Origin of the sequence: Persicimonas caeni (assembly GCF_006517175.1) — a bacterium.
Lineage (GTDB): Bacteria > Myxococcota_A > Bradymonadia > Bradymonadales > Bradymonadaceae > Persicimonas > Persicimonas caeni.
In genome coordinates this window covers 1,455,005-1,478,330 of the sequence record NZ_CP041186.1, presented here as the reverse complement: position 1 = coordinate 1,478,330, position 23,326 = coordinate 1,455,005, and the positions used below count along the sequence as shown (strand labels likewise).

General features: G+C 63.7%; 18 protein-coding genes and 1 pseudogene. 8 read left to right on the top strand and 11 right to left on the bottom strand.

Going from position 1 to position 23,326, the window contains the following annotated elements:
• Nucleotides 1-31: 31 nt before the first annotated feature.
• Nucleotides 32-1,378: a restriction endonuclease subunit S gene (locus tag FIV42_RS05455; protein ID WP_141196690.1), complete on the bottom strand. Its 1,347-nt coding sequence runs from the start codon at nt 1,376-1,378 to the stop codon at nt 32-34.
• Nucleotides 1,375-3,386 (bottom strand): annotated as a pseudogene (locus FIV42_RS05450) (N-6 DNA methylase). The gene FIV42_RS05455 and the pseudogene FIV42_RS05450 overlap by 4 nt, the downstream one beginning before the upstream one ends.
• Nucleotides 3,387-3,626: 240 nt before the next feature.
• On the opposite strand from FIV42_RS05450, the gene FIV42_RS05445 reads away from it, so the two are divergent.
• Nucleotides 3,627-4,574, top strand: a complete 948-nt coding sequence (locus FIV42_RS05445; protein WP_141196689.1) for an endonuclease/exonuclease/phosphatase family protein — start codon at nt 3,627-3,629, stop codon at nt 4,572-4,574.
• A gap of 618 nt (nt 4,575-5,192) precedes the next feature.
• Here the strand turns inward: FIV42_RS05445 and FIV42_RS05440 are convergent.
• The gene (locus tag FIV42_RS05440) at nt 5,193-6,023 is read right to left on the bottom strand and encodes a hypothetical protein (RefSeq protein WP_141196688.1); all 831 of its coding nucleotides are present in this window, start codon (nt 6,021-6,023) and stop codon (nt 5,193-5,195) included.
• 510 nt (nt 6,024-6,533) lie between these two features.
• Entirely contained in the window at nt 6,534-7,502 is a 969-nt protein-coding gene (locus FIV42_RS05435) for a DUF4846 domain-containing protein (RefSeq protein ID WP_141196687.1), read from the bottom strand.
• Nucleotides 7,503-7,975: 473 nt separating this feature from the next.
• Between FIV42_RS05435 and FIV42_RS05430 the strand changes: the two genes are divergently transcribed.
• From FIV42_RS05430 to FIV42_RS05420, 3 genes are all read left to right on the top strand, one after another.
• Entirely contained in the window at nt 7,976-8,518 is a 543-nt protein-coding gene (locus FIV42_RS05430) for a hypothetical protein (protein WP_141196686.1), read from the top strand.
• A gap of 150 nt (nt 8,519-8,668) precedes the next feature.
• Entirely contained in the window at nt 8,669-9,727 is a 1,059-nt protein-coding gene (locus tag FIV42_RS05425; protein ID WP_141196685.1) for an EF-hand domain-containing protein, read from the top strand.
• A 159-nt stretch (nt 9,728-9,886) separates the two neighbouring features.
• Nucleotides 9,887-11,581 carry a M14 family metallopeptidase gene (locus FIV42_RS05420; protein WP_141196684.1) on the top strand — a complete coding sequence of 565 codons (1,695 nt, stop codon included), beginning with the start codon at nt 9,887-9,889 and terminating at the stop codon, nt 11,579-11,581.
• A gap of 172 nt (nt 11,582-11,753) precedes the next feature.
• Here the strand turns inward: FIV42_RS05420 and mobA are convergent, their stop codons facing one another.
• From mobA to FIV42_RS05390, 6 genes are all read right to left on the bottom strand, one after another.
• Nucleotides 11,754-12,329, bottom strand: coding sequence for a molybdenum cofactor guanylyltransferase (gene mobA, locus FIV42_RS05415; RefSeq protein ID WP_141196683.1), 576 nt, complete (start codon nt 12,327-12,329; stop codon nt 11,754-11,756).
• A gap of 75 nt (nt 12,330-12,404) precedes the next feature.
• On the bottom strand, nt 12,405-12,710 hold the full coding sequence (locus tag FIV42_RS05410) for a hypothetical protein (protein WP_141196682.1): 306 nt from the start codon (nt 12,708-12,710) through the stop codon (nt 12,405-12,407).
• Nucleotides 12,711-12,803: 93 nt separating this feature from the next.
• Complete coding sequence (locus tag FIV42_RS05405) at nt 12,804-13,568, bottom strand: 4Fe-4S dicluster domain-containing protein (RefSeq protein ID WP_141196681.1); 765 nt, start codon at nt 13,566-13,568, stop codon at nt 12,804-12,806.
• 52 nt (nt 13,569-13,620) lie between these two features.
• Nucleotides 13,621-14,436, bottom strand: coding sequence for a diheme cytochrome c precursor (locus FIV42_RS05400; RefSeq protein WP_141196680.1), 816 nt, complete (start codon nt 14,434-14,436; stop codon nt 13,621-13,623).
• Nucleotides 14,436-16,871, bottom strand: a complete 2,436-nt coding sequence (napA, locus tag FIV42_RS05395; protein ID WP_141196679.1) for a nitrate reductase catalytic subunit NapA — start codon at nt 16,869-16,871, stop codon at nt 14,436-14,438. Before napA ends, FIV42_RS05400 begins: the two co-directional genes overlap by 1 nt.
• A 4-nt stretch (nt 16,872-16,875) precedes the next feature.
• Entirely contained in the window at nt 16,876-17,169 is a 294-nt protein-coding gene (locus tag FIV42_RS05390; RefSeq protein ID WP_141196678.1) for a hypothetical protein, read from the bottom strand.
• A gap of 467 nt (nt 17,170-17,636) precedes the next feature.
• Between FIV42_RS05390 and FIV42_RS05385 the strand changes: the two genes are divergently transcribed.
• The 4 genes from FIV42_RS05385 (at nt 17,637) to FIV42_RS05370 (ending at nt 21,928) form a co-directional block, all read left to right on the top strand.
• Nucleotides 17,637-18,323: a cytochrome c3 family protein gene (locus FIV42_RS05385; protein ID WP_141196677.1), complete on the top strand. Its 687-nt coding sequence runs from the start codon at nt 17,637-17,639 to the stop codon at nt 18,321-18,323.
• Complete coding sequence (locus tag FIV42_RS05380; RefSeq protein WP_141196676.1) at nt 18,320-19,246, top strand: 4Fe-4S dicluster domain-containing protein; 927 nt, start codon at nt 18,320-18,322, stop codon at nt 19,244-19,246. Before FIV42_RS05385 ends, FIV42_RS05380 begins: the two co-directional genes overlap by 4 nt.
• 333 nt (nt 19,247-19,579) lie before the next feature.
• Entirely contained in the window at nt 19,580-20,842 is a 1,263-nt protein-coding gene (gene dsrP, locus FIV42_RS05375; RefSeq protein WP_141196675.1) for a sulfate reduction electron transfer complex DsrMKJOP subunit DsrP, read from the top strand.
• Nucleotides 20,843-21,025: 183 nt separating this feature from the next.
• The gene (locus tag FIV42_RS05370; RefSeq protein ID WP_141196674.1) at nt 21,026-21,928 is read left to right on the top strand and encodes a molybdopterin-binding protein; all 903 of its coding nucleotides are present in this window, start codon (nt 21,026-21,028) and stop codon (nt 21,926-21,928) included.
• A 166-nt stretch (nt 21,929-22,094) separates the two neighbouring features.
• On the opposite strand, the gene FIV42_RS05365 is transcribed toward FIV42_RS05370, so the two are convergent.
• A complete protein-coding gene (locus tag FIV42_RS05365) occupies nt 22,095-23,300 on the bottom strand; it encodes a molybdopterin molybdotransferase MoeA (protein WP_141196673.1) in 1,206 nt (401 codons plus the stop codon).
• Nucleotides 23,301-23,326: the final 26 nt, after the last annotated feature.

The window sequence follows — 23,326 nt, the reverse complement described above, 5'->3', positions numbered from 1 at the left end:
CACATCAAGACAGCTACTCCATCTACAGCAATCATTCGCTAGCCGGCACCAAACTTCGCTCACCAACTCCGTAAACTTCCGCCGCGCCAGACTCGATTTGGATTTCGACCTGGCCGGTGACGGCGCTGGTGATGAGCGATTGGCGGTACTCGTGGAGCATCTTCAGTTGCTCAGTGATTTTTTTCCTGACGTTGTGAAACTCAGAAAGCTCTGCTTCAACCTGCTCGAAAATTTGCTCCTGCTCTTCTTTCGGCGGCAGAAGAACCAATGCATGGCGAAGCCTTTCGCCCTTAATCCCGAGTGCTGTAGAGCCGCTAGCCCGACTCCAGAGCTCTGCCTGGCCAAACTCCGAAAGGAAGTAGAAGTAGAGCCAATCACTCACCGCCAACTGGCGGTTGGCCTTAAGCAGGATTATTCGTTGAGCCAAAGCAATTGCCGGGTCTTCTACTCTGGCTGTCTCGCCCAGAGGTGCTTCTGTTGTAAGAAGCACATCCCCTTCAGCAGGAAAACCTCGGACCATCCATTCATCGTAGGTTTCTTCCGAGATGTAATCGGGGGCGTTCTCGTGCTGAATCCGACCGTCTTTGATGGCGCCAGCCGTAATCAGCGGAATTCCGCTTTTTGTTTTCGGCGGCGTCTTTCCTCGGTAGTCCACGAAGTTGGCAACTACGCGGCGGAGTTGCACTACATCCCAATGCGCCGGAATCTCCCCAATCCAAGGCACGCCCGAATCCTTCATCGGCACATCGGGGTCGAGCCCCCGGGTCACCGCCCGGTTGATGAGCGCGGCCCGCTTCTCCTCGAGCAGCTCGATGAGCCGTTCCTTCTTGGCGATAAGCTCGTCGACGGCGGCGGTCTTTTGGTCGAGGAAGTTGATAAGTTGCTCTTGTTCGTGTTCGGGCGGAAACACGACCGGAAAGTCTTGCAGCATGGGGAGGCGTAAGGAGTCGACAGTGGATTTCGCCGTTCCCTCCTGCACCCGTTTCATGAAGTTGGCCTTCATGTAGTAGTAGAGGTAGCGGCCCACTACTGAATCAAACGAGTGAAGAAGATACACGCGCTGATGCACCGCCATCTTCCCGCTGTAGTGGTGATAGATTTCGCCAACACCAGCGCCGTCCCCCGAGGTGAGAACACCTTCACCGTCAAATATGTATCGATTGGAGCGCTCGACAGTGTCCGACCGCACGAAAAATGGGTAACGCCCCTCCTCCTCAGCATCTTGCGTGTCGCCATCGCCCGTGGTGATCCTGCAAAGGTAACGCAGCCTTCGGAGCTGCCAGTGTTCTGGAATCTCTCCGATCCAAGGAATACCAGTGTGTCTTCGACTTTGGTCGACAGTTTCGGGAGTGCGACTGGCTTCGGCAACTTCACTCATGCCAACACCTCCTTCAACATCCCCTGAATCTCCCCCTCCAACTCCAGAATCTCCGCCTCGATCTCCTCCAACGGCCTGGGCGGCTCGTACTCGTAGAAGTACCGCGTGAACGGAATCTCGTAGCCCACCCGCGTATAGTCCTCGTCGATCCAGGCGTCGGGAACGTACGGAAGCACCTCGCGTTCGAAGTACTCCTCGATGTCCTCTTTGAGCGGGATATTCTCGTAGTCGCGGAGGTCGCTGTCGGCCTTGGGGCGGCCCTGGGTGTCGTGGACGATGTCGCCGTCTTCGTCTTTTTCGGCGAGCGCGGACCAGATGGCGCGCTTCTCCTTGACGTAGAACTTGGAGATACCGAGGTCCTCGCGGGTCTCTTCGAGGGCCTCGGTGAAGGCCTTTTTGTTCTTGAAGCGACGGCCGGTCATCGCCTCCAAGATCTGGACAATCTCCTGCTGGCGCGCCTTGCCCTCCTCGATGGCCTTTTGGCGCTCCTCGGGGTCCTTCTTGCGGGACTTTGCGAGGTTCTTGAACTTGGTCTCTTCCCAGAGGCGCTCGATGCGCTCGGGGGTGGCCTCGAAGTTCTCGCGCAGGGGGCGTTCGACCTTGATGCGGTAATAACCAAAATCCTCGTTGTCGAAGATTTTGGAGTGGTCGCCCTCCTCGAACTCGGCGTAGAGCTTGGTGATCTCGCGGATATGCTCGGGGGCGAGCTCGTGGCGCTTGTCGCCGAGGGACTTGCGCATCTTCTGGAAGAAGCCGGTGCCGTCGATGAGCTGGATCTTGCCCTTCCGGGCGGGCGCCTTTCGGTTGGTAACGATCCAGACGTAGGTGTTGATGCCGGTGTTGTAGAAGAGCTGCTCGGGGAGGCCGATGACCGCCTCGAGCCAGTCGTTCTCGATGATCCACTTGCGGATCTCCGACTCGCCGGAGCCGGCCGAGCCGGTGAAGAGCGGCGAGGCGTTGAAGACGATCGCCAGCCGGGAGCCGCCGTCTTCCGGACGCTTCATCTTCGAGATCATATGCTGCAGGAAGAGCAGCGAACCGTCGTTGACGCGCGGGGTGCCGGCGCCGAAGCGGCCGTCGAAGCCGAGCGTTTCGTGCTCGTCCTCGATCTGCTTGCGCACCTTCTTCCAGGAGACGCCGAACGGCGGGTTCGACAGCATGTAGTCGAAGGACTTGTCGGGCAGACCATCCTGGGAGAAGGAGTTGCCGTATTTGATGTTGTCGGCCTCGTGCCCCTTGATGAGCATGTCCGACTTGCAGATGGCGTAGGACTCGCCGTTGAGCTCCTGGCCGAAGACCTCGAGGTCGGCGTCGGGGTTGAGCTCCTCGAGATATTCTTCGGCCACCGCCAACATGCCGCCCGTTCCGCAGGCCGGGTCGTAGAGCGTGCGCACCGTGCCTGCCTGGGTGAGGACGTCGCCGTCGGCGTTGAACAAGAGATTGACCATCAGCCGGATGACCTCACGCGGGGTGAAGTGCTCACCGGCGGTCTCGTTCGATTGCTCCGAGAATTTGCGGATCAGCTCCTCGAAGATGTAGCCCATCTCCATGTTGGGCACGACGTCGGGGGGCAGGTCGATCTCGGCGAATTTCTGCACGATCAGGTACAGCAGGTCGTTTCGCTCGAGGTACTCGATCTGCTGCTCGAAGCGGAAGTGGTCGAGGATGTCGCGCGCGTTCTTCGAGAACGAGGCGATATACTTCGTCAGGTTCGCCTCGATGTGTGGTTCGGGTCGCCCAGGAGCTTGCCGAAGTCCATCGCGCTCGTGTTGTAGAACGAGTGCTCGGCGGCCTTCTCGAGCATCTTGTGGCGCACGGCCTCCGGCGAGTCGGCGTACTTGTCGTTGGCCTCGAGGACCGCGTCTTTCGTGGCTTCGAGCACGCAGTCGAGACGGCGCAAGACCGTGAAGGGGAGGATGACGCGACCGTATTGGGATTGCTTATAATCGCCGCGCAGGAGGTCGGCGACCGACCAGATGAAGGAGACCTTCTCCTGAAAATTGTCCATGCGTTACTGCCTACTTCGTTGGAGCTACAGGTGGGTGGGCCCCGCCCAAATTTGCTGGAGTTGTCAGTTGTCGGTGAGTTTAGGGCGTGTTGGGTGTAAATGGCAAGGCTGGGATTTGGACTCGCCGAGGGGCGGCCTCATTCCCCATTGACGCCACCCTCCCCTCCGCGCACGATACGCGGACAGCCAAAGCCAAAGCCGCACATCACTTGTAACCCTACGCTCCCACAGGGGGACCCGATGCCGCATATTACCGATGCACCGCCTGCCGATATTCGCCGCGAGCTCGACGGCCTGAGTGAGGCGCTCGATGCGCAGATTCCGGCGCGGAAGCTCGACGAGAACCTGTTGATCGCGACGTGGAATATTCGTTCCTTTGGGGGGCTCACGGAGAAGTGGAACGCCGACGAGGATGATAGCCCGAAGCGGGACCTGCGGGCGCTTCGGTTTATCGGGGAGGTGGTGCGGCGCTTCGATGTGATCGCGGTGCAGGAGGTGCGCAGCGACCTGAAGGCGCTCAGGCACCTGCTCAAGCTTCTGGGGCCGCATTGGAGCTTTATCCTGACCGACGTCAACGCCACCTCGGCGGGCAATCACGAGCGGCTCGCCTTTGTGTTCGACACGCGGCGCGTCCATATCTCGGGGCTCGCCTGCGAGGTGGTCATGCCCAATGACGGGGAGTTTGCGATGCGCGAGCAGTTCGTGCGGCCGCCGTATGCGGTGAGCTTTCGGTCGTGCGGGGAGACGTTCATCCTGGTGACCACGCACGTGATTTACGGCGACAAGGCCGCCGACCGCGTCGGCGAGCTGCAGGCGTTTGCGGACTGGATGGGCGGGTGGGCGCGCGAGATCAACACCTGGGGCCATAACCTCATCGCGCTGGGCGACTTCAATATCGACAAGCAGCACGGCGACCTGCACAACGCGTTCACCTCGAGCGGGCTCGCCGTGCCCGACGAGCTCGTGGGGCCGCCGCGCACGATCTTCCAGGACCCCGACGAGGAGCACTTCTACGACCAGATCGCCTGGTTCACCGAGAAGAAGTCGAAGGCGCCGGCGCTGAGCATGCGCTATCGCACCGGGGGCATGTTCGACTTTGTGCCGTATGTGACCGAGAAGCTGTCGCGCACGTCGATGTCGTGGCGCGTGTCGGATCATTATCCGTTGTGGGTGGAGTTCGAGGTGTGAGGTTTCTTTTGGGCGTCGGCGTAGCTTCTTGAGGCCCCCCATCCGCCTCGCGCTGTAAGGCGCGCGAGGCACCTTCCCCGTGGGGGAAGGGTTGTCCTTGCGGAGAGCAAGGCGTGGGTTTCTGGGGTCAAACCCGGCCAGAAGGCCGTAGCGACGGGCTGGGGTCATGTTTGGAGCGGCAGAGGTCGCAAAAAGTGTGGCCTTGGGTGCCGCGGCGCGGCGCTCGGCGACAGAATTTCCGGCCTTGGGTCATGATTCGCGCGGCAGAGGTCGCAAAAATTATGACGTTCGGTCGGGATCCGAGGGGCCCGAGCCCGACTTTTTTCGGCCTCGGGTCGGAAAAGTTCGGGCTCGGGCCCAAACTTTCCGGCCTCGGGTCACACCTTCGAGCAATTTTTTGCGACGCTTACATGACCACGGGTCACGCTTGGAGCGATTTTGCGCGATTGATCATGACCAAGGGTCACGTTGGAAGGGACTTGGGCCGCTCTTTGCGCGAGCTGAGGCCGGACAAAAAGAGACTTGGGGTGCTTTGCGTCCGACCCGAGGCCGGAAAGGAAGGGGCTCGAGCCCCTTTTTTCCGGCCTCGGGTCTGCCTGGGAGGCGTTGGAGGGGGTGTTATTCGGTCACCGGCACCGGGTCGGCGTCGGGGGTGACGTCGGTGTCGACCGGCTCGTCGTCGGCGTCGTCGTCCTGGTCTTCGATGACTTCGCCGGTGTTCGGGTCGATCTCGGGGTTGGTGCCGCGGCGCTTGATGTAGGCGGCCACGCGCTCGTTCTGCTCGATGACCGGGGCGAGGACCCGGTTGCGCTCGTCGGGCTCGTGGAGGAAGTGGGCGCAGACAACGAAGATGAGCTTGGCGAACTCCTCCTGGGCGACCGCGAGGGCGGCCTTGAAGTCGGAGAAGGGGACCTTCTTCATGTCGGTCGCCTTGAGCTCCTCGCCGAAGCGGGTGTTGAGGCGCTCGAGGTTGTCGATCATGGGCGTGGTGCCCAGCAGTTGGAGGGTGTCGGCGTAGTCTTGGCGCACGCGGGTGAGGAACTCGTCGACGGTGACGTGCTGCTCGTCGAAGGTCTGGGTGATGATGCCGTGCACGCCGTTGGGAAGCAGGTCTTCGAGCATCTCGCGGGCGGCCGTCTTGTGCTCGGAGTCGCCCTCCATCTGGGCGAAGCCGTCGACGTTGCGGTAGACCAGGCCGAGGTTGCGGTCGACCTGGACGTCGCGCGCGGCGGCCTTCTTGCGCGCCAGGGGACCGGCCTGCTTCTGGTTCTCGTAGTTGTATTTGACTTCACGCGCCTCGCCGAGCGCGTCGCCGAAGCGCTGGTTCTGCGCGAGGATCTTCTCGTCGCCGACGCCCTCGAGGATGGGGGTGAGCGTCTTGTGGCAATAGTCGAGGTTGCCGACGCCGTACTGATAGAGTTCCAGGTGCGGGTAGAGCTTGTCGAACATGACGTCCTCCATTCGGAAAACAGGTATCGCGGCGCATACAGTAAGTGCGTCGAGCGCCCCCCAAATCGTCTCGTAAGCACGGTACTGGCTAAACCCGTTGCTCTACTGCCGAGGACGTACGTCTTGCTGGCGTCGACTGCCCCTCGAGGGGAGGACGGCCGCGTTTGGTCCTCCCGGGGCAAAGTGTGATGCGAATGAAAGGAGTGTATTTGGGTGGGGGGTGGGCGTCAATGGGGGGAGGCGGGCGTGTGGGCCCCGCAAGGATGTCGATTCGAGACGTACGCCTTGCAGAAGGCCCACGTCCGCTATTGAAGTAGTTATGATTGAAGGGCGGACGACTCGTAGCGTTTGCGCGAGGCGATGCGGAAGGGCCGTAGCCACGTGGCTTGTCGGCCGGACCACCGTCTCGCGCAAACGGAGCGAATCGTCCGCCCTTCAATGATAGTTCCACGTCAATAGCAGGCGTGTGGGCCCCGCAAGGCCGTCGAATCGAGACGTACGCCTTGCACGCTACTCGAAACGCCTCGCCTGACCCCGCGAGAACGGCCGCCACGACGGTGTGGCGAGCTTTTCGCCCTCCTTGGGGAGCACGAACCAGACGCGGTCTTCGACGTGGTCTCCGCGGCTGCGGATGACGTGCAGGTCCTGCGCGGGCATAAAGCCCTGGCCGAGCAGGGCGACGCGGTGTCCGTCTTCGTTGCGGGCGACGTCGAGCACGATCACCGCGTGGCCCGGCGAGCCGGGGGCGACGAAGAAGTCGCCCGGGGCGATGGGGCCTGCGACCGGCTGGCTGTCGAAGCGCAGCGAGCGGGTGCCGGCGTACATGAAGACGGTGTCGAGCCAGCGGCGAAACTGGGCGTGCGAGTTGGCCACCGCGCCGCGGCGCACCCGCTCGACCTTCGAGCCCGAGATCACGTAGCGCTCCCCCTTTTGCCAGTCCTCCCAGCGCGTCTCGTCGCCGCTGGTGAAGTGATAGCCCAGGCGCTGCGCCTCGCCGCGGCTCCACAGGTACTCGGCGTGCAGCCGAATGGCGCTGTCGGCGCATTGCTGCAGGTTTCGCTCGCCGACGTCGATGGCGACGATGGCCGCCGACGGGCTCGACAGGCGCCGGCCGCGGTATGACAGGACGCCGGTGCGGTCGACGCGCACGGGCAGGCCGCGCAAAAACTGGGCGAAGGATCCCTCGCCGACCGACACGCGACTGTAGCCTGCAGGCGGGTTGAAGCGCTGCGAGAGCGGGACGACCTGCAGGTCGGCGTCCATCCCGGAGAGCCACGGGTAGGCGTCGCGCAGGCTGGCTGCGGTGACCGGCTTCGGGTCGGGCTCGTCGACCGAGTCGCTCGGGCCTTCGGTCTGTCGCGGCTCGTCGGCCGAGGCTCTCGCAGGCTCCGCGGCAACGGGGGGCTCGGCGTTGGCGTCGCACGCGCCGAGGGCCAGGGCGGTGAGGGCGAAGATGGTGGCAAAGCTGGGCGGGCGCATGATGGCCTTCGGTCGATGGGGTCGGGCTTGCTCAGTGGAGATAAACGGGGCGAGGGGCAAAACGATTTAAATACATTCACGAGGGCAAGATGCCCCCGCACCGAAGGAGGCGAGGGCAAGATGCCCCCGCACCGAAGCAGACCCCCGCTACGGGTCGACTCGAGACGTACGCCCTGCAGAAGCCCCACGCCCGCTATTGAAGTAGTTATGATTGAAGGGCGGACGACTCGTGGCGTTTGCGCGAGGCGGTGCGGCTGGGCCATAGCCACGTGGATTATCTGCAGGGCCACCGTCTCGCGCAAACGGAGCGAATCGTCCGCCCGTCAATGTTAGTTCCACGTCAATAGCGGGCGTGTAGGCCCTGCAGGGCTGTCGTTTGGGTCACCGTTGACGCATCTGCGGCCGTACCTAGCGTCAAGGGTGCGGGGTGGGGTCCATTCCACCAACCCATATCACCAAGCAGGGGGACGACGATGGCGCAGCGAACAGGCGACGGACGCACGTATTTGGGGCAGGCGGCCACCCGGTGGCTCGCCGCCTTCGGCGCACTCTTGCTCTTCGGCGCCGGCTGCGGCGGCCCCGAGGTCGAGGACGAAGACATCATCGTGCGCGAGCCCGTCGTCACCGGCGTTCCCTACGGTGGTGGGCCGACCGACGACATGGCCAATCTCGAGGACGCCGTGGCCCGCCCGGCGGTCTACAACGGCGATACGGTCTACGGGCAGGGCACCGTCGCCGAGGTCGTCTCCGAGCGCGGCTTCTGGCTCGAGAGCGAGGGCCAATTCATCTTCACGGTCATTCGCGAGCGCGAGTACGAACAGGTCGCCCTCAAGGCCGGCCACATCCTGCAGCTCAGCGGCGAACTCCACGAGACCGACGACCTGAGCGCGCTCGAAGGCGAGCTCGACCCGTACGCCGCCCGGGTCCTGGAGCGCCAGGAGTTCTACCTCGTCGTCTCGGCCAACACCCTCCAGATCGTCACCCGCGGCGTGGCACAACGCACGTCCTCCAATTGACATCAACCCCTCGCGGCCGATTTTTGGGGGAAAGTCAGTGAGTTATGCGGCCGTGTGTCGGTCGCCTGGCTCCCGAAACCAACCTGCTGCGGGGGACCTCTGAGGCTGGAGGCACCTTCCGGGCAGCTCAGCATACCAGAGGAGGTAGTCATGGAGACTTCGAACCAACCCCAATTGCCCGGCGTAGTTCGCAGCGCGCGATGGTTGTGGCGCGTCGGCCTGGTCTTGGCCCTGTTGGCGGTGACGGCGATGACCGTCGGTTGTCAGCGCGAGCAGGTCGAAGACGAAGAGCCCGTCGAGGCTGAGACCGTCGAGCCCGAGGCCGAAGAGGCTGAGGTCGCCGCCGCCGAAGAGGTCGAGATCGAGAAGGCCTTCACCGAGCCCAAAGAGAACCTCGAAAAGCAGATCACCGGACAGGCGCCGGTCACCGAGGTCGTCTCCGAGCGCGGCTTCTGGGTGGGACACAAGGACAACAAGCTCTTTACGGTGGTCGCCCCCGACGTCTCCAAAGATGAGATGGTCGAAGTCAACCCCGGCTCGGTCGTCAACGTGACCGCCACGCTGCACACCAAGGACGACGCCATGAACGCCGTCAAAGGCGAGCTCGACGCCAAGACCCGCGCCGCGCTCACCGAGCAGGACAACGTCTTGGTGGTCGCCGACAAGGGCAATGTCGAGGTGGTCAGCGAGCCCAAGGCGGGCGCCGACAAGAAGATGTTGAAGGTGGGCGGCGAGGAGTATGGCTCGTTTGCCGACTATGACGCCGACAAGAACAACTTGCTGACCACCCGCGAGCTGACCCGCGGCCTCGAGGACCGCGAGTACTTCAAAGAGTGGGACAAGAACAACGACTCGAAGCTCGACCAAAAAGAGTTCACCAACAACATGTATACGGTCTTCGACGCCGACCAAAACGACCGCATCGAAGAGAAGGAGTTTAACGTCCTGACCAATAACATCGACGCTGTCGAAGACGCCGAATTCGACGAGTGGGACGACAACGACAACAACTGGCTCGACAACGAAGAGTTCGCCGCGCAATTCGACGACGCGGACATCTTCGACGCCTTCGACGCCAACGACAACGACACCGTCGATTACAACGAGTACGGCGAAGGGCTCGCCGGCGTGTGGGATAAGAACGACGACGGGTTTTTGATGCTCGACGAGTTTGGGTTTGAGGAGGGTGTGGAGGTGACTTTGAAGTAGATCTTGTGGTTGTTGTGGCGGCCCCTCCGCCTCGGCGAAGGCCGCCGGAGGGGCCCCACGCCAACCCACCACCCTCGACAAACCCACACACTCCCCTACAATCCGGCGGTGTCGCTAATACCCAACGCCACCCATCATCAACCCTAACAAGACACCGCCATGCCGTTCACACCCTACGCCGCCGACGACTACGTCGACTTCAACTACGTCGAGCAATTCTGCCGCACGCTGGCCGACGAGCACCCCGAGTGGGTCGAGCTCGAGGTCATGGGCGAGTCGCGCCGCGGGCGCCCGCTCTTGCTGTTGACCCTGAGCGCCAAGGAGACCGGCCCCGACGGCTCCGAGCGCGGCGGGCGCCCGGCGCTGTGGCTCGACGCGGGCACCCACGCCAGCGAGTGGACCGGCGTCAGCGCGGTCCTGTTCACGGTGTCGCGCTGGATGGAGCGCCTGCTCGCCGGCGACGAGATGCTGCAGGGGTGGTTCGCCACCCACGAGGTCGTCATCATGCCGTGCATCTCGCCCGACGGCGTGCAGGCGATGTTCGACGGCTCGCCGTTTATCCGCTCGAGCCTGCGTCCGCCGCGCGAGGGTGAGGTGCGCTCGGGGCTCGACCCGTGCGATATCGACGGCGACGGGGCGGTGCGCATGATGCGCTGGAAGCACCCGGCCGGCACGTTCGTCGAGGACCCCGAGTGGGCGCCGTTCATGCGCCCGCGGACGCTGGACGACGAGCCCGAGGACGCCTATTTCCTGTGCGACGAGGGCGAGTTCATCAACTGGGACGGCGTCAAGTGGACGAGCGCGCCGCGTGAGTTCGGCATCGACCTGAACCGCAACTTCCCCGGTGAGTGGAAGCCGTTCTCGATGTTCGGCATGGACGCGGGCAATTTCCCGTTGAGCGAGCCCGAGTCGCGGGCGGTGGTCGACGCGTTCGCCGCCCACCCGCACCTTGGCTGCGCGCTCACGATGCACACCTACACGGGCTGCATCCTCACCCAGCCGTATCGCAAGGACACCCCGCTGACCAAAGGCGACATCGACCTGATGGAGCAGCTCGCCAAGGACGTCGTCGAGGGGACCGACTACAAGGTGTTCAAGGTCTACCCCGACTTCATGTACGACCCCGACCAGGCCATCGTGGGCGTGTGGGCGGACACCATCAGCAGCGTGTTCGGCGTGCCCGGCTACACCGTCGAGCTGTGGGACCCGCTGGGCCACGCCGACCTCGACGTCGACAAGCCCATCGACTTTTTGATGAAGCCCGAGCCCGCCAAGCTGCAGCAATTGTTGGCCAAATTCGCCGAGGACGAGCAGAATATCGAGCCGTGGCGCACCCACGAGCACCCGCAGCTCGGCCAGGTCGAGATCGGCGGCATCGAGTACCTGCGCACCATCCGAAACCCGCCGGCGGCGTGCTTGTCCGACGAGTGCATGAAGGCCTTCAAGATGGCCGAGCGCGCCCGCCGCGCCTTGCCTGAGGTTCGCGCTCAGGTCGAGGTGACCGAGCTCGGCCCCGAGACCCACAAGGTGCGTCTGATCCTCGAAAACCTGGGCTTTTTGCCCACCAGCGGCCTCGAGCACGGCCGCAAGGTCGGCTCGAGCCCGTCGGTCTCGACGCGCTTAGACCTCGGCGACGGCATGACCACCCACGACAGCTCCGAGCAAAAGCTCGACCACCTCGACGGGTGGGGCAACCTGCGCACGAGCGCGGGCAAGAACCCGGTGTACGCCGGCCTGCCAGGCCGCGGCCACCGGCAGTTTGCGGAGTGGACGGTGCATGGGTCGGGCGAGGTCGAGATTGTGTGGCAGGCGGGCAGGGGAGGGCGGGGTGTGGAGAGGGTGGAGCTTGGTTGATGTTTCGTAGGGCTATTAAGGGCGCTTTCAGCTCCAAACTACAATTTGAGGGTCGTGTGATTGAGAATGGTCGGTTTCTGAATCTACAAGAATCGACCACTTCCGACGACACGACCCCCAAATTGTAGTTTGAAGAGGGCGCCTTTCAGCCCTCGCCCCTAATAGAAAGCCGTCAGAAATCGAGGCGATCGAAATCCTCGGGCGTATTCACATTCACCAACTTGCCCGCCACGTCCGCGGGAGCCTCGACCCTCCCAAAATCCCCCGCTTCGATGAGCCGGCGCAGTGAGCGCCGGCTTTTGTCGATCTGGGCGTCGACGAGCGGGAGCACGGCGGGCGTATAGACCGAAAAGAGCGGCTCGAGCTGGCCGTCGCGGGTCGCGGCGAGTCCGTGCTCTCCAGCGCCTCGTTCGAACTCGCCGATGAGCCAACGCAACGCGTCGGCGTCGAGCAGGGGCATATCGCACGCGACGAGCACGACAGGGAGGTCGAGGTGGCCGAGCGCGGTCTTCAGCCCGCCGATGGGGCCGAGGCCGGGCTCGTCGTCCTCGAGCCATCGGACGTCGTCGCGCGAACCTGTGCGGCCGATGACCAACACGGTGTCAGACACCGTGTGCGCCGCGTCGATCGCGCGTTCGAGCAGCGTCTGGCCGTCGAGCTCGAGCTCGGCTTTGTCGCGGCCCATGCGTCGGCTCCGGCCTCCGGCCATGATGGCGACGGCGGGTTGGCTTGGCGTGGATTCTTTCACTGGGGAATCTCGATATGAGAAACGCCTGCTACATAAGCAATTAAGGACTGCGTGTTGCAAGGTGGTTCCGGTCCGCTATTCGTCGGGCCACTCCTGCTTGATACGCACGAGCTTGATCTCGCGCGGCGTGCGAAACAGCGTGTCCCACCACTCCTCGCCCTGCCACAAGTAGCGCACCTGCACGCCGTGGCACAGGCCTTTGTCGAAGAGCTGCTTACCCACCGACAACTCCAGGCTGCGCGCGTTGGCGTAGCGCTCCGGGCCGCCTTTGACCATCACGGCGAAGACCTCGGCGTGCTCGAGGTCCCGGAAATACTGGGCGAGCGTCGCCTCGTCGAGGGTACCCTGGTTGACGTCGGGGAATTCGATTTCTTGGGTCATCTCTTACCACCGGTGGTTTACCACGGGGAGCACGGGGGCACGGGGGAGTCTAGTAGTGTTTTTCTCCGTGGTCCCCGTGAGCTCCGTGGTCGATTAATCAGATGCTGGGCGATTCGGGTTCGGCATGATCATGATCGCGTTCACAGGCGCCGGGCACACGCTGTGGCAGATGCCGCAGCCGGTGCAGTTTTCGGCGACGATGCGCGGCTTGCCGCGCTCGACCTCGATGGCGCCCTCTTCGGGGCAGCGCTCGGCGCAGACCGAGCAGAAGCTGTTGTTGTAGGCCAGGCAGCTATGCTGCTGGAGCATTGCCAGGCCGAGCTTCTTGGGCAGGTCGTCGCGCAGGGCACCCGGCTCGCAGGCGGCGATGCACGGGGCGTCGTCGCACATGTGGCACGGGGTGTTGAACGCGTCGATCATCGGCGAGCCCGCGGCCTCGCGGAAGCGAGACGGGGCGCCCACGATGGAGTCGTGCGGGCAGGCCTCGGCGCAGGCGCCGCACAGGGTGCACAGCTGCAAGAAGTCTTGCTCGGCCACGGCGCCCGGCGGGCGCAGCACCGGAATGGAGCCGCGCCGGCGCGAGCGCAGCTTGTCGACGCCCGGCGGCAACTGCCGGTCGGAGCTGTGCGGGTCGAGCTGGCTCAACAGCGCGAGCAGGTCGACGGGCTGGTGGGCGGACTGGTGGGCGGGCTGGGGTTGGTCGGACGCCTCGGTTTGTTCGGCTTGTTCGGCTGGTTCGTCGTCGAGGCCCTCGGGGGTGAGGGCTTCGCGGATGAAGCTGCCGCGCAAGAATTGCCGGCGGTCGTAGCCGGACTCCTCTTCGGCGTCGTCGGTCTTCTTTTTGAACCATCCGAACATTCGCTTTTCCTGTGGTTGAGGGTTTGACGAGCTCACCGGAGCTATCAACCCCTCACTGAGGCCGCGCCAGAGGCATCGGTTGATCGAGCATCGCCGGCGGCATCTCCTGATTGAGCTGCGACGAAGGCGCGTGACACTGCTGGCAGTTTTGCCGCCAAGGGTGCGTCGACTTCATGCCCTCTTTGCTCATCGGGCCGTGGCAGCTGGTGCAGTCGCTGCGCATCCAAGTGCTGTGCGGGGTCTGCGGGGGCGCGCCCTCCCAGGCGACGTCGCCGCCGCGGGGCTCTTGGAGTCCGGCAAACGTGTTCTCCTTGGTCATTGTTCCGGTGATCGACGGGTCGTTCGGGCCGGGGGACGTCGACGGGACGTGGCACTGGGTGCAGTTGGTCAAGAACTCGTGGCTCATCGGCGAAGCGGTGCGGCCGCGGACCTTCAGCCCGTCGGTGTGGCACGAGGCGCAGGCCAAATCACCGGTCTGCTTGACCGGGTGGGGCACCGTGGGCGGCGCGCCGGCGAAGGCGCGGTTCTGGGCGCGCTCGCGCAGCGCCTGCTCGAGCTTCTCGGGCGAGTTCTTGACCTCGGCGTACAGGTCCGGGCGCTCCTTGGCGAGCTCGGCGATGCTGTCCTCCCAGTGCTCGTTCGACTCCAGAGGATCGTCCAAGATCTGGGTGTAGGTGCGCGCCGGCTTTGCCTCGCCGGGCGCGCGCTCGACGGCTGTGGGATCGTTCGGGTCGTACTCCGAGGAGCGCGTGCCCACGAAGAACCCGATGAACGCCACGGCGATCGCCACCACCAAAAAGAGCTGGATGGGCTTGTGAGACGCCGACGGCTCCCCAGTCGGCTCGGGGGTCTCGTTCGGGGTGGACATTACTCCTCCTTGGCCCGCGCAGTCTTAGCGGTCGGTACAGGACCGATCTTGACGGCGCACTTCTTGTAATCGGGCTCTTTCGAAATCGGGCAGTGCGCGTCGAGGGTGACCTCGTTGATGAGCAGACGCTCGTCGAACCAGGGCACGAACACGGTGCCTTTGGGCGGCTTGCCGCGCCCGTTGATCCAGGCGGGCAGGTCGGTGTGGCCGCGTCGCGACTGCACGCGCACCATGTCGCCGTTGGCGATCTTGTGCGCCTTGGCGTCCTCGGGGTGCAGCTCGATATAGGCCTGCGGCATCGCCCGGCGAAGCTGGGGCACGCGCATGGTCATCGACCCGGAGTGCCAGTGCTCGAGCACACGCCCCGTGCACAGCCAGAACGGATACTCCTCGTCGGGCTCCTCGGGCGCGGGGGTGTAGGGCGCAAACCAGATCTGGGCTTTTCCGTCGCCGGTCGTCGAGTGGTAGAAGTCGAATTTCTGGCCCTTCTTGACGAAGGGGTCGTCGAAGGCGGCGAAGCGAAACTCGACTTCGCGCCAGTTGCCGTTCTTCTCCTGGACCACCGGCCAGCGAAGCCCCCTCGCTTTGACGTACTCGTCGTACGGGGCCAGGTTTTTGTGCTTGAGCGTGGTGAACTTGCGGTACTCCTCGAACAACTGCTTGTCGACGTTGATGTCGTAGTAGCGGTCCCAGTCCCACACCGGCACCTCGTTGCCTTCGGCGTCGGTGAAGCGGAACATGAAGTTGCCGTCCCTGTCCTTCATCCCCTCGAAGCCGCGCTCGTACAGCTTGCGGGCGACCGCGATGGTCTGCCAGCAGTCGTCGCGCGCGCCCTTGGGCGGCTCGACCATCTTGAACCACTGCTGGGTGCGCCGCTCGGAGTTGCCGAACATACCGTTCTTCTCGACCCACATGGCGCTGGGCAGAATCAGGTCGGCGTGCTTGGTCGTGGCGGTGGGGTAGCAGTCCGAGACGATGAGGAATTTGTCCTTCTCTTTGCGGCTCGGGTAGAAGAGCTTCTCGAGGTTCGGAAGCGACTGGCCCGGGTTGGTCACCTGCACCCAGATGGTGTGCACGTCGCCGCCCTTGTCGGTGGGCGTGGAGAATTGCTCCCACATCTTGACGGTGTGATAGCCGGGCTTTTTGTCGATGCGCCCGCGCGGCACGTTCCAGAAGTCCTCGGACTGCTCGCGGTGCTTGTCCTTGGCGACGATGCGCCCGCCGGGAAGCGCGTGGGCCAGGGTGCCCACCTCGCGGGCGGTGCCACAGGCCGACGGCTGGCCGGTCAGGCTGGTGGGGGCGTTGCCGGGCACGCCGAACTTGCCCGACAGCAGGTGGATGCCGTGGACCAGCCGGTTGATGTCGGTGCCGCGGGTGTGCTGGTTCATGCCCATGCACCACAGGCTGGTGATCTTGGTCTTCGGGTCGCCGAAGAGCTTGCCCAGCATGCGAATCTGGTCGGCCGGCACCCCCGAGATCTCCTCGACCTTTTCGGGCGTGTACGGCTCGAGCAGCTTTTTGTAGTCCTCGAAGGTCGTCGCCTCACCCTTGAGCGTGGGCTTCGACGGGTCCTTGTCCTTGCGGAAGTTGCAGTACTTCTCGACGAAGTCCTTATCGTAGGTCCCGTTTTTGATGAGCAGGTGGGCGATGCCGTTGGCGATCGCCAGGTCGCTCTGCGGGTTGAACTCGAGGTAGTGATCGGCATGGTCGGTGGTGCGCGTTCTGCGCGTGCCGATGTCGATGAGCGTGACCTTCTCGCCCTTGCTGCGCCGGTCGATGATGCGGCTGAACAGCACTGGGTGCATCTCGGCGGGGTTGTTGCCCCAGCAGATGATCACGTCGGCCTTGTCCAGGTCGGTGTAGGTGCCCGCCGGCTCGTCGACCCCGTAGGTGCTGATAAACCCGGTCACCGCGCTCGCCATGCACAGGCGAGCGTTCGGGTCGATGTGGTTGCAGCTCAGCCCGCCCTTCATGAACTTCTGGGCGGCGTAGCCCTCCGGAATCGTCCACTGGCCGCTGCCGTAGAACGCAAACCCCTTGGGGTCCTTCTCGACCCGCTGGGCTACGATCTCGAGCGCCTTGTCCCAACTGATGGGCACGTGCTTGTCGCCCTTTTTGAGCAGCGGCTTGGTCAGCCGGTCGGGCCCGTACAGGATCATGCCCACGTGGTAGCCTTTGACGCAGGCCAGGCCCTTGTTGACCTCGGCCTTCTTGTCGCCGGCAATGGCCACGACCTTGCCCTTCTTCTTGTCGACGCCCACCTGCAGGTGACAGCCGGTGCCGCAGAAACGGCACGGCGCCTTGTCCCACACGACGTCTTTGGCCGTGCTGGGCGGCTGCTCGGCGGCCACGGCGCTCTTGCCGTAGGCCAAGCGGCTGGCTGCAGCGGTCGCAGAGGCCATGGCGGTCATTTTCAGAAATGTTCGGCGGTCCATCTATTTACCTCGCGTTCTGTGCGCGTCGTCGTCTCGGCGGAAGCTTCTCGTCGAAGGCATCCACGTCCGAAAAATCCACACTAACCACGTGCACGAATTCCACCCCGTCCAGGGCGGGCAATTCCTCGCGCACGATGCGTACCCCTTCGGCGATCGTGTCGGTCTCGACGACCACCGGGAGCTGGGTGTTTTGCAGCTCCCCCAACTCCAGGTGAGGGTGCGCCTCGAGCATCTCGAGGGCCCGCTCGCGCCGGGAGGCGTCGTTCTTCAGGCTGATGACAATTGCGCTGACTGGCATGTTCGCGTCCTGAGTGCCGATTTGTTGGTCCCGGCCTTCTCGCAAATGGCGAGGGGCGGGGCAGCGTACGTGGTGGGGTGTTACAATTTCCGTTCCACTACGATTTAATTGCATATGATCCACATCATAAATCGCCGAAATGCCCGCGCAAAATGTGCTGAGGGAGGGTTGGGGCACCGTGAGAACACTCCTGGAGTACCTTGGGGAGGCTTAGTAGATTCAGTCCAGGTGCAGAATTTGCGTATTTGTGGAATCGGCGGCGAATTTTGCACCCGCTCGGGGCGCTTTTGTTTTTAGCGTCACAAATCGAAACAAATATCGGCGTCTGGACGGGTGCAGCGGGCCGACAATGATCTCGATCACATCGGTTGGCACGTGCATTGCTGTCAGACTCTGCGACTCGCGTGGCGCCCTCGCGCTCCGTGGACTGTGCCAAAGTGCAGAGCAGCCCCAAGAGGTAAAGCACAATGACCCCCATAAGATCCCAAATCTTGTACGCCCTGGGCGGGCTGTTGCTCGCGGCCTTGCTGGTCGCCTGCAACAACTCCACCAGCGCCGAGCCGGTCCCGGCGTCGGAGATGTCGGCCTCGAAGACCGAGGCCTCGAAAGACAAGCAAGAGGCCAAACGCTACGAGGTGCATATCGAGTCGTCGCGCGAGCTGGGCACGCTCAAAACGCGCGTGGGCGAAGAGGAGTACGCCGGGGTGATGTGCTCGACGTGTCACTCGATCCCGGGCGACAAGCCCGCGGCCGAGCGGCCCACCGAGCTCGAGGAGTTCCACACCTCGATGAAGTTCACCCACGGCGACCTGTCGTGCAACTCGTGCCACAACCCGGACGACCGCAACACGTTGCGCCTGGCCAACGGCAAGGCGATCGCCTTCGAGGACACCATGGACCTGTGCGGGCAGTGTCACGGACCGCAGCAGCGTGACTACAACAACGGCGCGCACGGGGGCATGAACGGGCATTGGGACCTGAATCAGGGGCCGCGCACACGCAACAACTGCGTGAACTGCCACGACCCGCACGACCCGGCGTTCCCCACGATGATGCCCGCGCCGCCGCCGCGCGACCGCTTTTTGGGCGAGCCGGGCGGTTCGCACGGCGACGAGCATTCGAAGCATACCGAGGCCAAAGGTGACCACCGATGAGTGAGACGACCCCGAAGACCAACGACGGCGTCAGCCGGCGCACCGCGCTCAAAGCCGTGGGGGCCACGCTCGGCGCGGCCGCCTTCGCCAAGGCCGTCGCCCCGCTGACCGCGCTGTCCAAAGAGACCTCGGTCGATGAGTTCCTGCAGAAGCACTACAAGGAGCTCGACCGCGCCGAGATGGACGCCATCTTGCGCCGCCTCGAAGAGGAGACCGCCGAGGAGTACGGCGCGCGCGTCCAGATCGAGGACGTCCGCCCCCAGGAGGGCGTCAAGTTCGGCTACGCGCTGAACCTGAGCATCTGCATCGGCTGTCGCAAATGCGCCGAGGCGTGCCACGAAGAGAACAACCACGACCGGGCCACGAACAACTCGTACATCCGCGTCTTCGAGATGGAGAAGGGCTCCATCGACTTCGAGAAGGGCAACGCCAACTACGACCACCCGGTGCCCGCCGACGGCAAGTACTACCTGCCGGTGCAGTGCCAGCAGTGCGACAACCCGCCCTGTGTGAAGGTCTGCCCAGTCGAGGCGACCTGGAAGGAGAAGGACGGCGTGGTCGTCATCGACTACAACTGGTGCATCGGCTGTCGCTACTGCGAGGCCGCCTGCCCGTACCACGCCCGACGCTTCAACTGGAAAAAGCCCGAGATCCCCGCCGACGAGGTCAACCCGGTGCAGGCCTACCTGTCCAACCGGATTCGCCCCCAGGGCACCATGGAGAAGTGCACCTTCTGCCTGCATCGCACCCGCAAGGGCAAGCTGCCGGCGTGCCTGGAGGCGTGCCCGACCGGCGCGCGCGTGTTCGGCAACATGCTCGATCCGAATAGCGAGATCCGTTGGATCTTGGAGAACAAGAGGGTCTTCGTCCTCAAAGAGGAACTGGGGACGGTGCCGAGTTTCTTCTATTTCTTTGACCACTAGGCTCGGAGAGGCGGAGGCCTTGCGGGATTGGTACGCCATCTACATAGGCATCTAAGGACATAAGGGTTGCGAGTCGCCCGGTGGTTCAGATTCGGTATCTCGAGGTTCGAAGGCGTAGCAAAACGCAGCCCCTATGTCCTTAATTGCTCATGTAGAGGGCGCAGCGAATCAGCAAGGCCAGCAAAACGCAGCCCGCAAATCCTTAATTGCCCATGTAGAGGGCGCAGCGAATCAGCAAGGCCGGCAAAACGCAGCCCCTATGTCCTTAATTGCCCATGTAGAGGGCGCAGCGAATCAGCAAGGCTCGCGAAATTTCGTAGGTTTGGAGCAATCATGAGCGCAAAGCAAATCGAAAAACCGAGCCACTGGATCGGCTATCCCAAGTTCCTGTGGCGCTCGTTAGTCCTGGCGACCGACGGCAGTCTGGCGTTCTACGCCTGGATGACCTTCTTGACCGCGGTCACGCTGGTCGGCCTGAACGCCTGGTCGCACCAGGTCGCCAGCGGCATGGCCGTCACCGGCATGAGCGACCACGTCTCGTGGGGCCTCTACATCGCCAACTTCACGTTCATGGTCGGCCTGGCCGCCGGAGCGGTGATGATGGTGATCCCGGCCTACGTCTACGACGACGACAAGATGCACGACGTCGTCATCATCGGTGAGCTCTTGGCCATCGCCTCCATCGTGATGTGTCTGGCCTTCGTGGTCGCCGACCTGGGCCGGCCCGACCGCTTCTGGCATATGATGCCGGGGCTGGGGCGGTTCAACTGGCCCATCTCCATGCTCACCTGGGACGTCATCGTCCTGAACGGCTACCTGCTCATCAACCTGCATATCTGCGGGTATCTGCTCTACAAGAAGTTTCTGGGCGAGAAGCCCGACAAGCGCTGGTATATCCCGTTCGTCTTCCTCTCCATCGTCTGGGCGATTTCGATCCACACGGTCACCGCGTTCTTGTACCAGGGCCTGGGCGGACGCCCCTTCTGGAACAGCGCAATCCTCGCGCCGCGCTTTATCGTCTCGGCCTTCGTGACCGGTCCGGCGTTCATCATCTTGACCCTGCAGGTCGTGCGTCGGTTCACCGACTTCAAGATCGGCGACGGACCCATTCGCACGCTCACCGGCATCCTGCGGGTGACGATCTTGGCGAACCTGTTCCTCTTCGGCGCCGAGATCTTCACCGAGTTCTACACCGGCGGCTCGCACACGGCGGTGGCCTACTACATGTTCTTCGGGTTGCACGGCCACGACGCCCTGGTGCCCTGGACCTGGTCGGCGCTCGCGCTCAACGTCACCGCCGCGCTGATGCTCTTGCACCCGTACTCGAAGACCAAGCTGTGGTTTTTGGACGTCGCCTGCGTGCTCACGTTCATCGGCGTGTGGATCGAAAAGGGGATGGGCCTCATCGTCCCCGGCTTCATCCCGAGCACGCTGCACGAGATCGTCGAGTACTCCCCGAGCCTCGTCGAGTGGAAGGTCACCGCCGGCATCTGGGCGCTGGGCTTGCTCGTCTACACGGTCGCCCTCAAGATTGCGATCCCGGTCTTTACCGGTAAGGTGACGATCAAAGACGGCACACTCGAGAAGGTTGATTGAGCGTATGGGTTGCTGAGAGTCTATTAGCGCGGACAAACTACAATTTGAGGGTCGAGGTATCCAAGGTGGTCGGTTCTCGAAAGTTCGAAAATTGACCACGTTCCAAAAGTCGACCCCCAAATTGTAGTTTGTCCGCCTAAATAGCGCCCCAACCTCTGCAAGATCTACTCTCCAGAGAGACCCATGCCCAATTCCCCCAAACACCACCACACGGCCCGCGCCGAAGCAAAACTGCGCTTCGGCGCCGGCGTGCGCGACGAACTCGACAACTCGCCGGTCTTGCAGACCGCCCGCGTCGCCGGCGTCATGGCCGCGCGGCGAGCGGCGGACCTGCTTCCGTACGCCGACCACGTCGAGGTGACCGGCGTCTTCATCACCTTCGAGTGGGAGGACGACGGGTTGAGGTTGGTGGCGCGCTGCGAGGGCTTCTCGCGGGCGCAATTGGGCAGCCGCGCACTTCTTGCGGCCCAGATCTGCGCGGTGACCATCGTCGACTCGCTGCCCGACCATGCGCTCGACATCGAGCTCGGTGAGGCGCGTATCGTCGCCCAGAAGGGCGGTCTGGAGGGGCTTTCGTACAGCTTCGACCCGCCCGTCGAGGCGTCGATCGTGGTCATCTCCGACGCGGTGGCGTCGGGCCAGAAGGACGACCGCGCCGGCAGCGTGGTCCGGAGCGCGGTCGAAGACCTCACCCCGCACGGCGTGCGCCTCGTGGGCTACGAGGTCATCGGCGACGACGCCGAGGCCATCGAGGCCAAGATCCGCCAACTCGTCGCCGGGCGCTCCGAGCTCGTGCTCACCGTCGGCGGCACCGGCCTGGCGCACACGGATGTGACCGTCGAGACGGTCGAGGCGCTCATCGAGCGCCCCGTGCCCGGCCTCATGGAGGCGGCGCGCTCCTACGGCCAAGAGCTCACGCCAGTGGCGTTTATGTCGCGTGGAGTCGCCGGGATTGTGGACGACACCTTGGTGGTGACGCTTCCCGGCAGTCGCGGCGGGGCCAGAGAGAGCGCCGAGGCGCTCTTTCCGGCGATTCTGCACGTGTTCAAGACGCTGCGGAAGTCGCGGGAGTTGCTCGGAGAGTAGGCCTTGCAGAGAGCGGGGCGCTATTAGGCGGACAAACTACAATTTGAGGGTCGTTCGTTTGAAACGTGGTCGGTATTTGGATCTTCAAGAACCGACCACTTTGGATACCTCGACCCTCAAATTGTAGTTTGTCCGCTCAAATAGACCCTCAATTACCCAGACTTCACTATTTGATCGCCAACCATTCCACGACGTCCCCTTCTTCCATCTCCCCCTCACGTGCCGGAACGCGCACGATCGCGTCGGCCCGATACACCTGACTCAACCGATGGCCGGAAATGGGCTCGAGGTGCACCTTGCCATCCTCGCCATAGCGAATGTTGGCGCCCGTCCAGGAGACGCGCTTGGCGCTGCGCCCGACGGGCCCGGCCAAGACGCCGCGGTGCATCGCCGGTCCCGGCTCGGACGTCCCCTCGAGGAGGTCGAGCACCCGCCGCAAGTAGACGTAGGCGGAGATGAAGACCGCTCCCGGGTTGCCCGGAATGCCCAGGAAGATCGTCTGCTCGCCCTTGGCGAAGAGGAGTGGCTTGCCCGGACGCTGGCGCACCTTCCAGAAGATCGTCTCGAGCCCCAGCGTGTCCGCCGCGTCGGTGAAGAAGTCGTAGTCGCCCACGGAGACGCCTCCGGTGCTGACCACGAGATCGGACTGATCGAGCGCCTTGCGCAGCGCCTTTTCGACGGTGCGCCGGTCGTCTTCGAGCTGCACGATCTCGATGTTTCGGTACCGGCGCATGCCCAGCCAGCTCGACAAGAGCGGGGTGTTGGCGTCGTAGATTTCGCCGGGGCGAAGCTCGATGCCCGGCGAGATGACCTCGTCGCCGCTGACGAGCAGGGTGATCGCCGGCTGGCGGATCACGTCGATTTCGGCGTGTCCGCACATCGCCAGCGCGGCGATATGGCGCTCGTCGAGGCGCTCGCCGGGCTCGACGAGCACGGTGTCCTTGGCCAAGGCCTCGCCGACCTCGCGCAGATCTTTGCCCTCGCGTACAGGTGCCTCGAATGAGATGCGGCTCTTGTCGGCGGTGACCAACTCCTGGCGGACCACCGCGTCGGCGCCCGGCGGGATGCGACCGCCGGTGAACACGCGCACCGTCGTCCCCTTGTTGACCCGCGGCAGGCGGCCGGTGTCGCCGGCGGCGACCTCGCCGACTTGTCGAAGCTCGACCGGCTCCTTGTCGGAGGCCTCGGCGAGGTCCTCGGCGCGCACGGCGTAGCCATCCATCGCGCTTTGGGCGAAGGGCGGCAGGGCGATCTTCGCCCGGGCTTCGGTGGCCGACACGCGTCCGAGCGCGTGGGTCACGGCTAAGCGCTCGGACTCGAGCGGGTCGATATGTTCGGCAAAGAGGGACAGCGCTTCGTCGACGTCAATCATGTGGGGCTCCTGACGTTAGGCACATC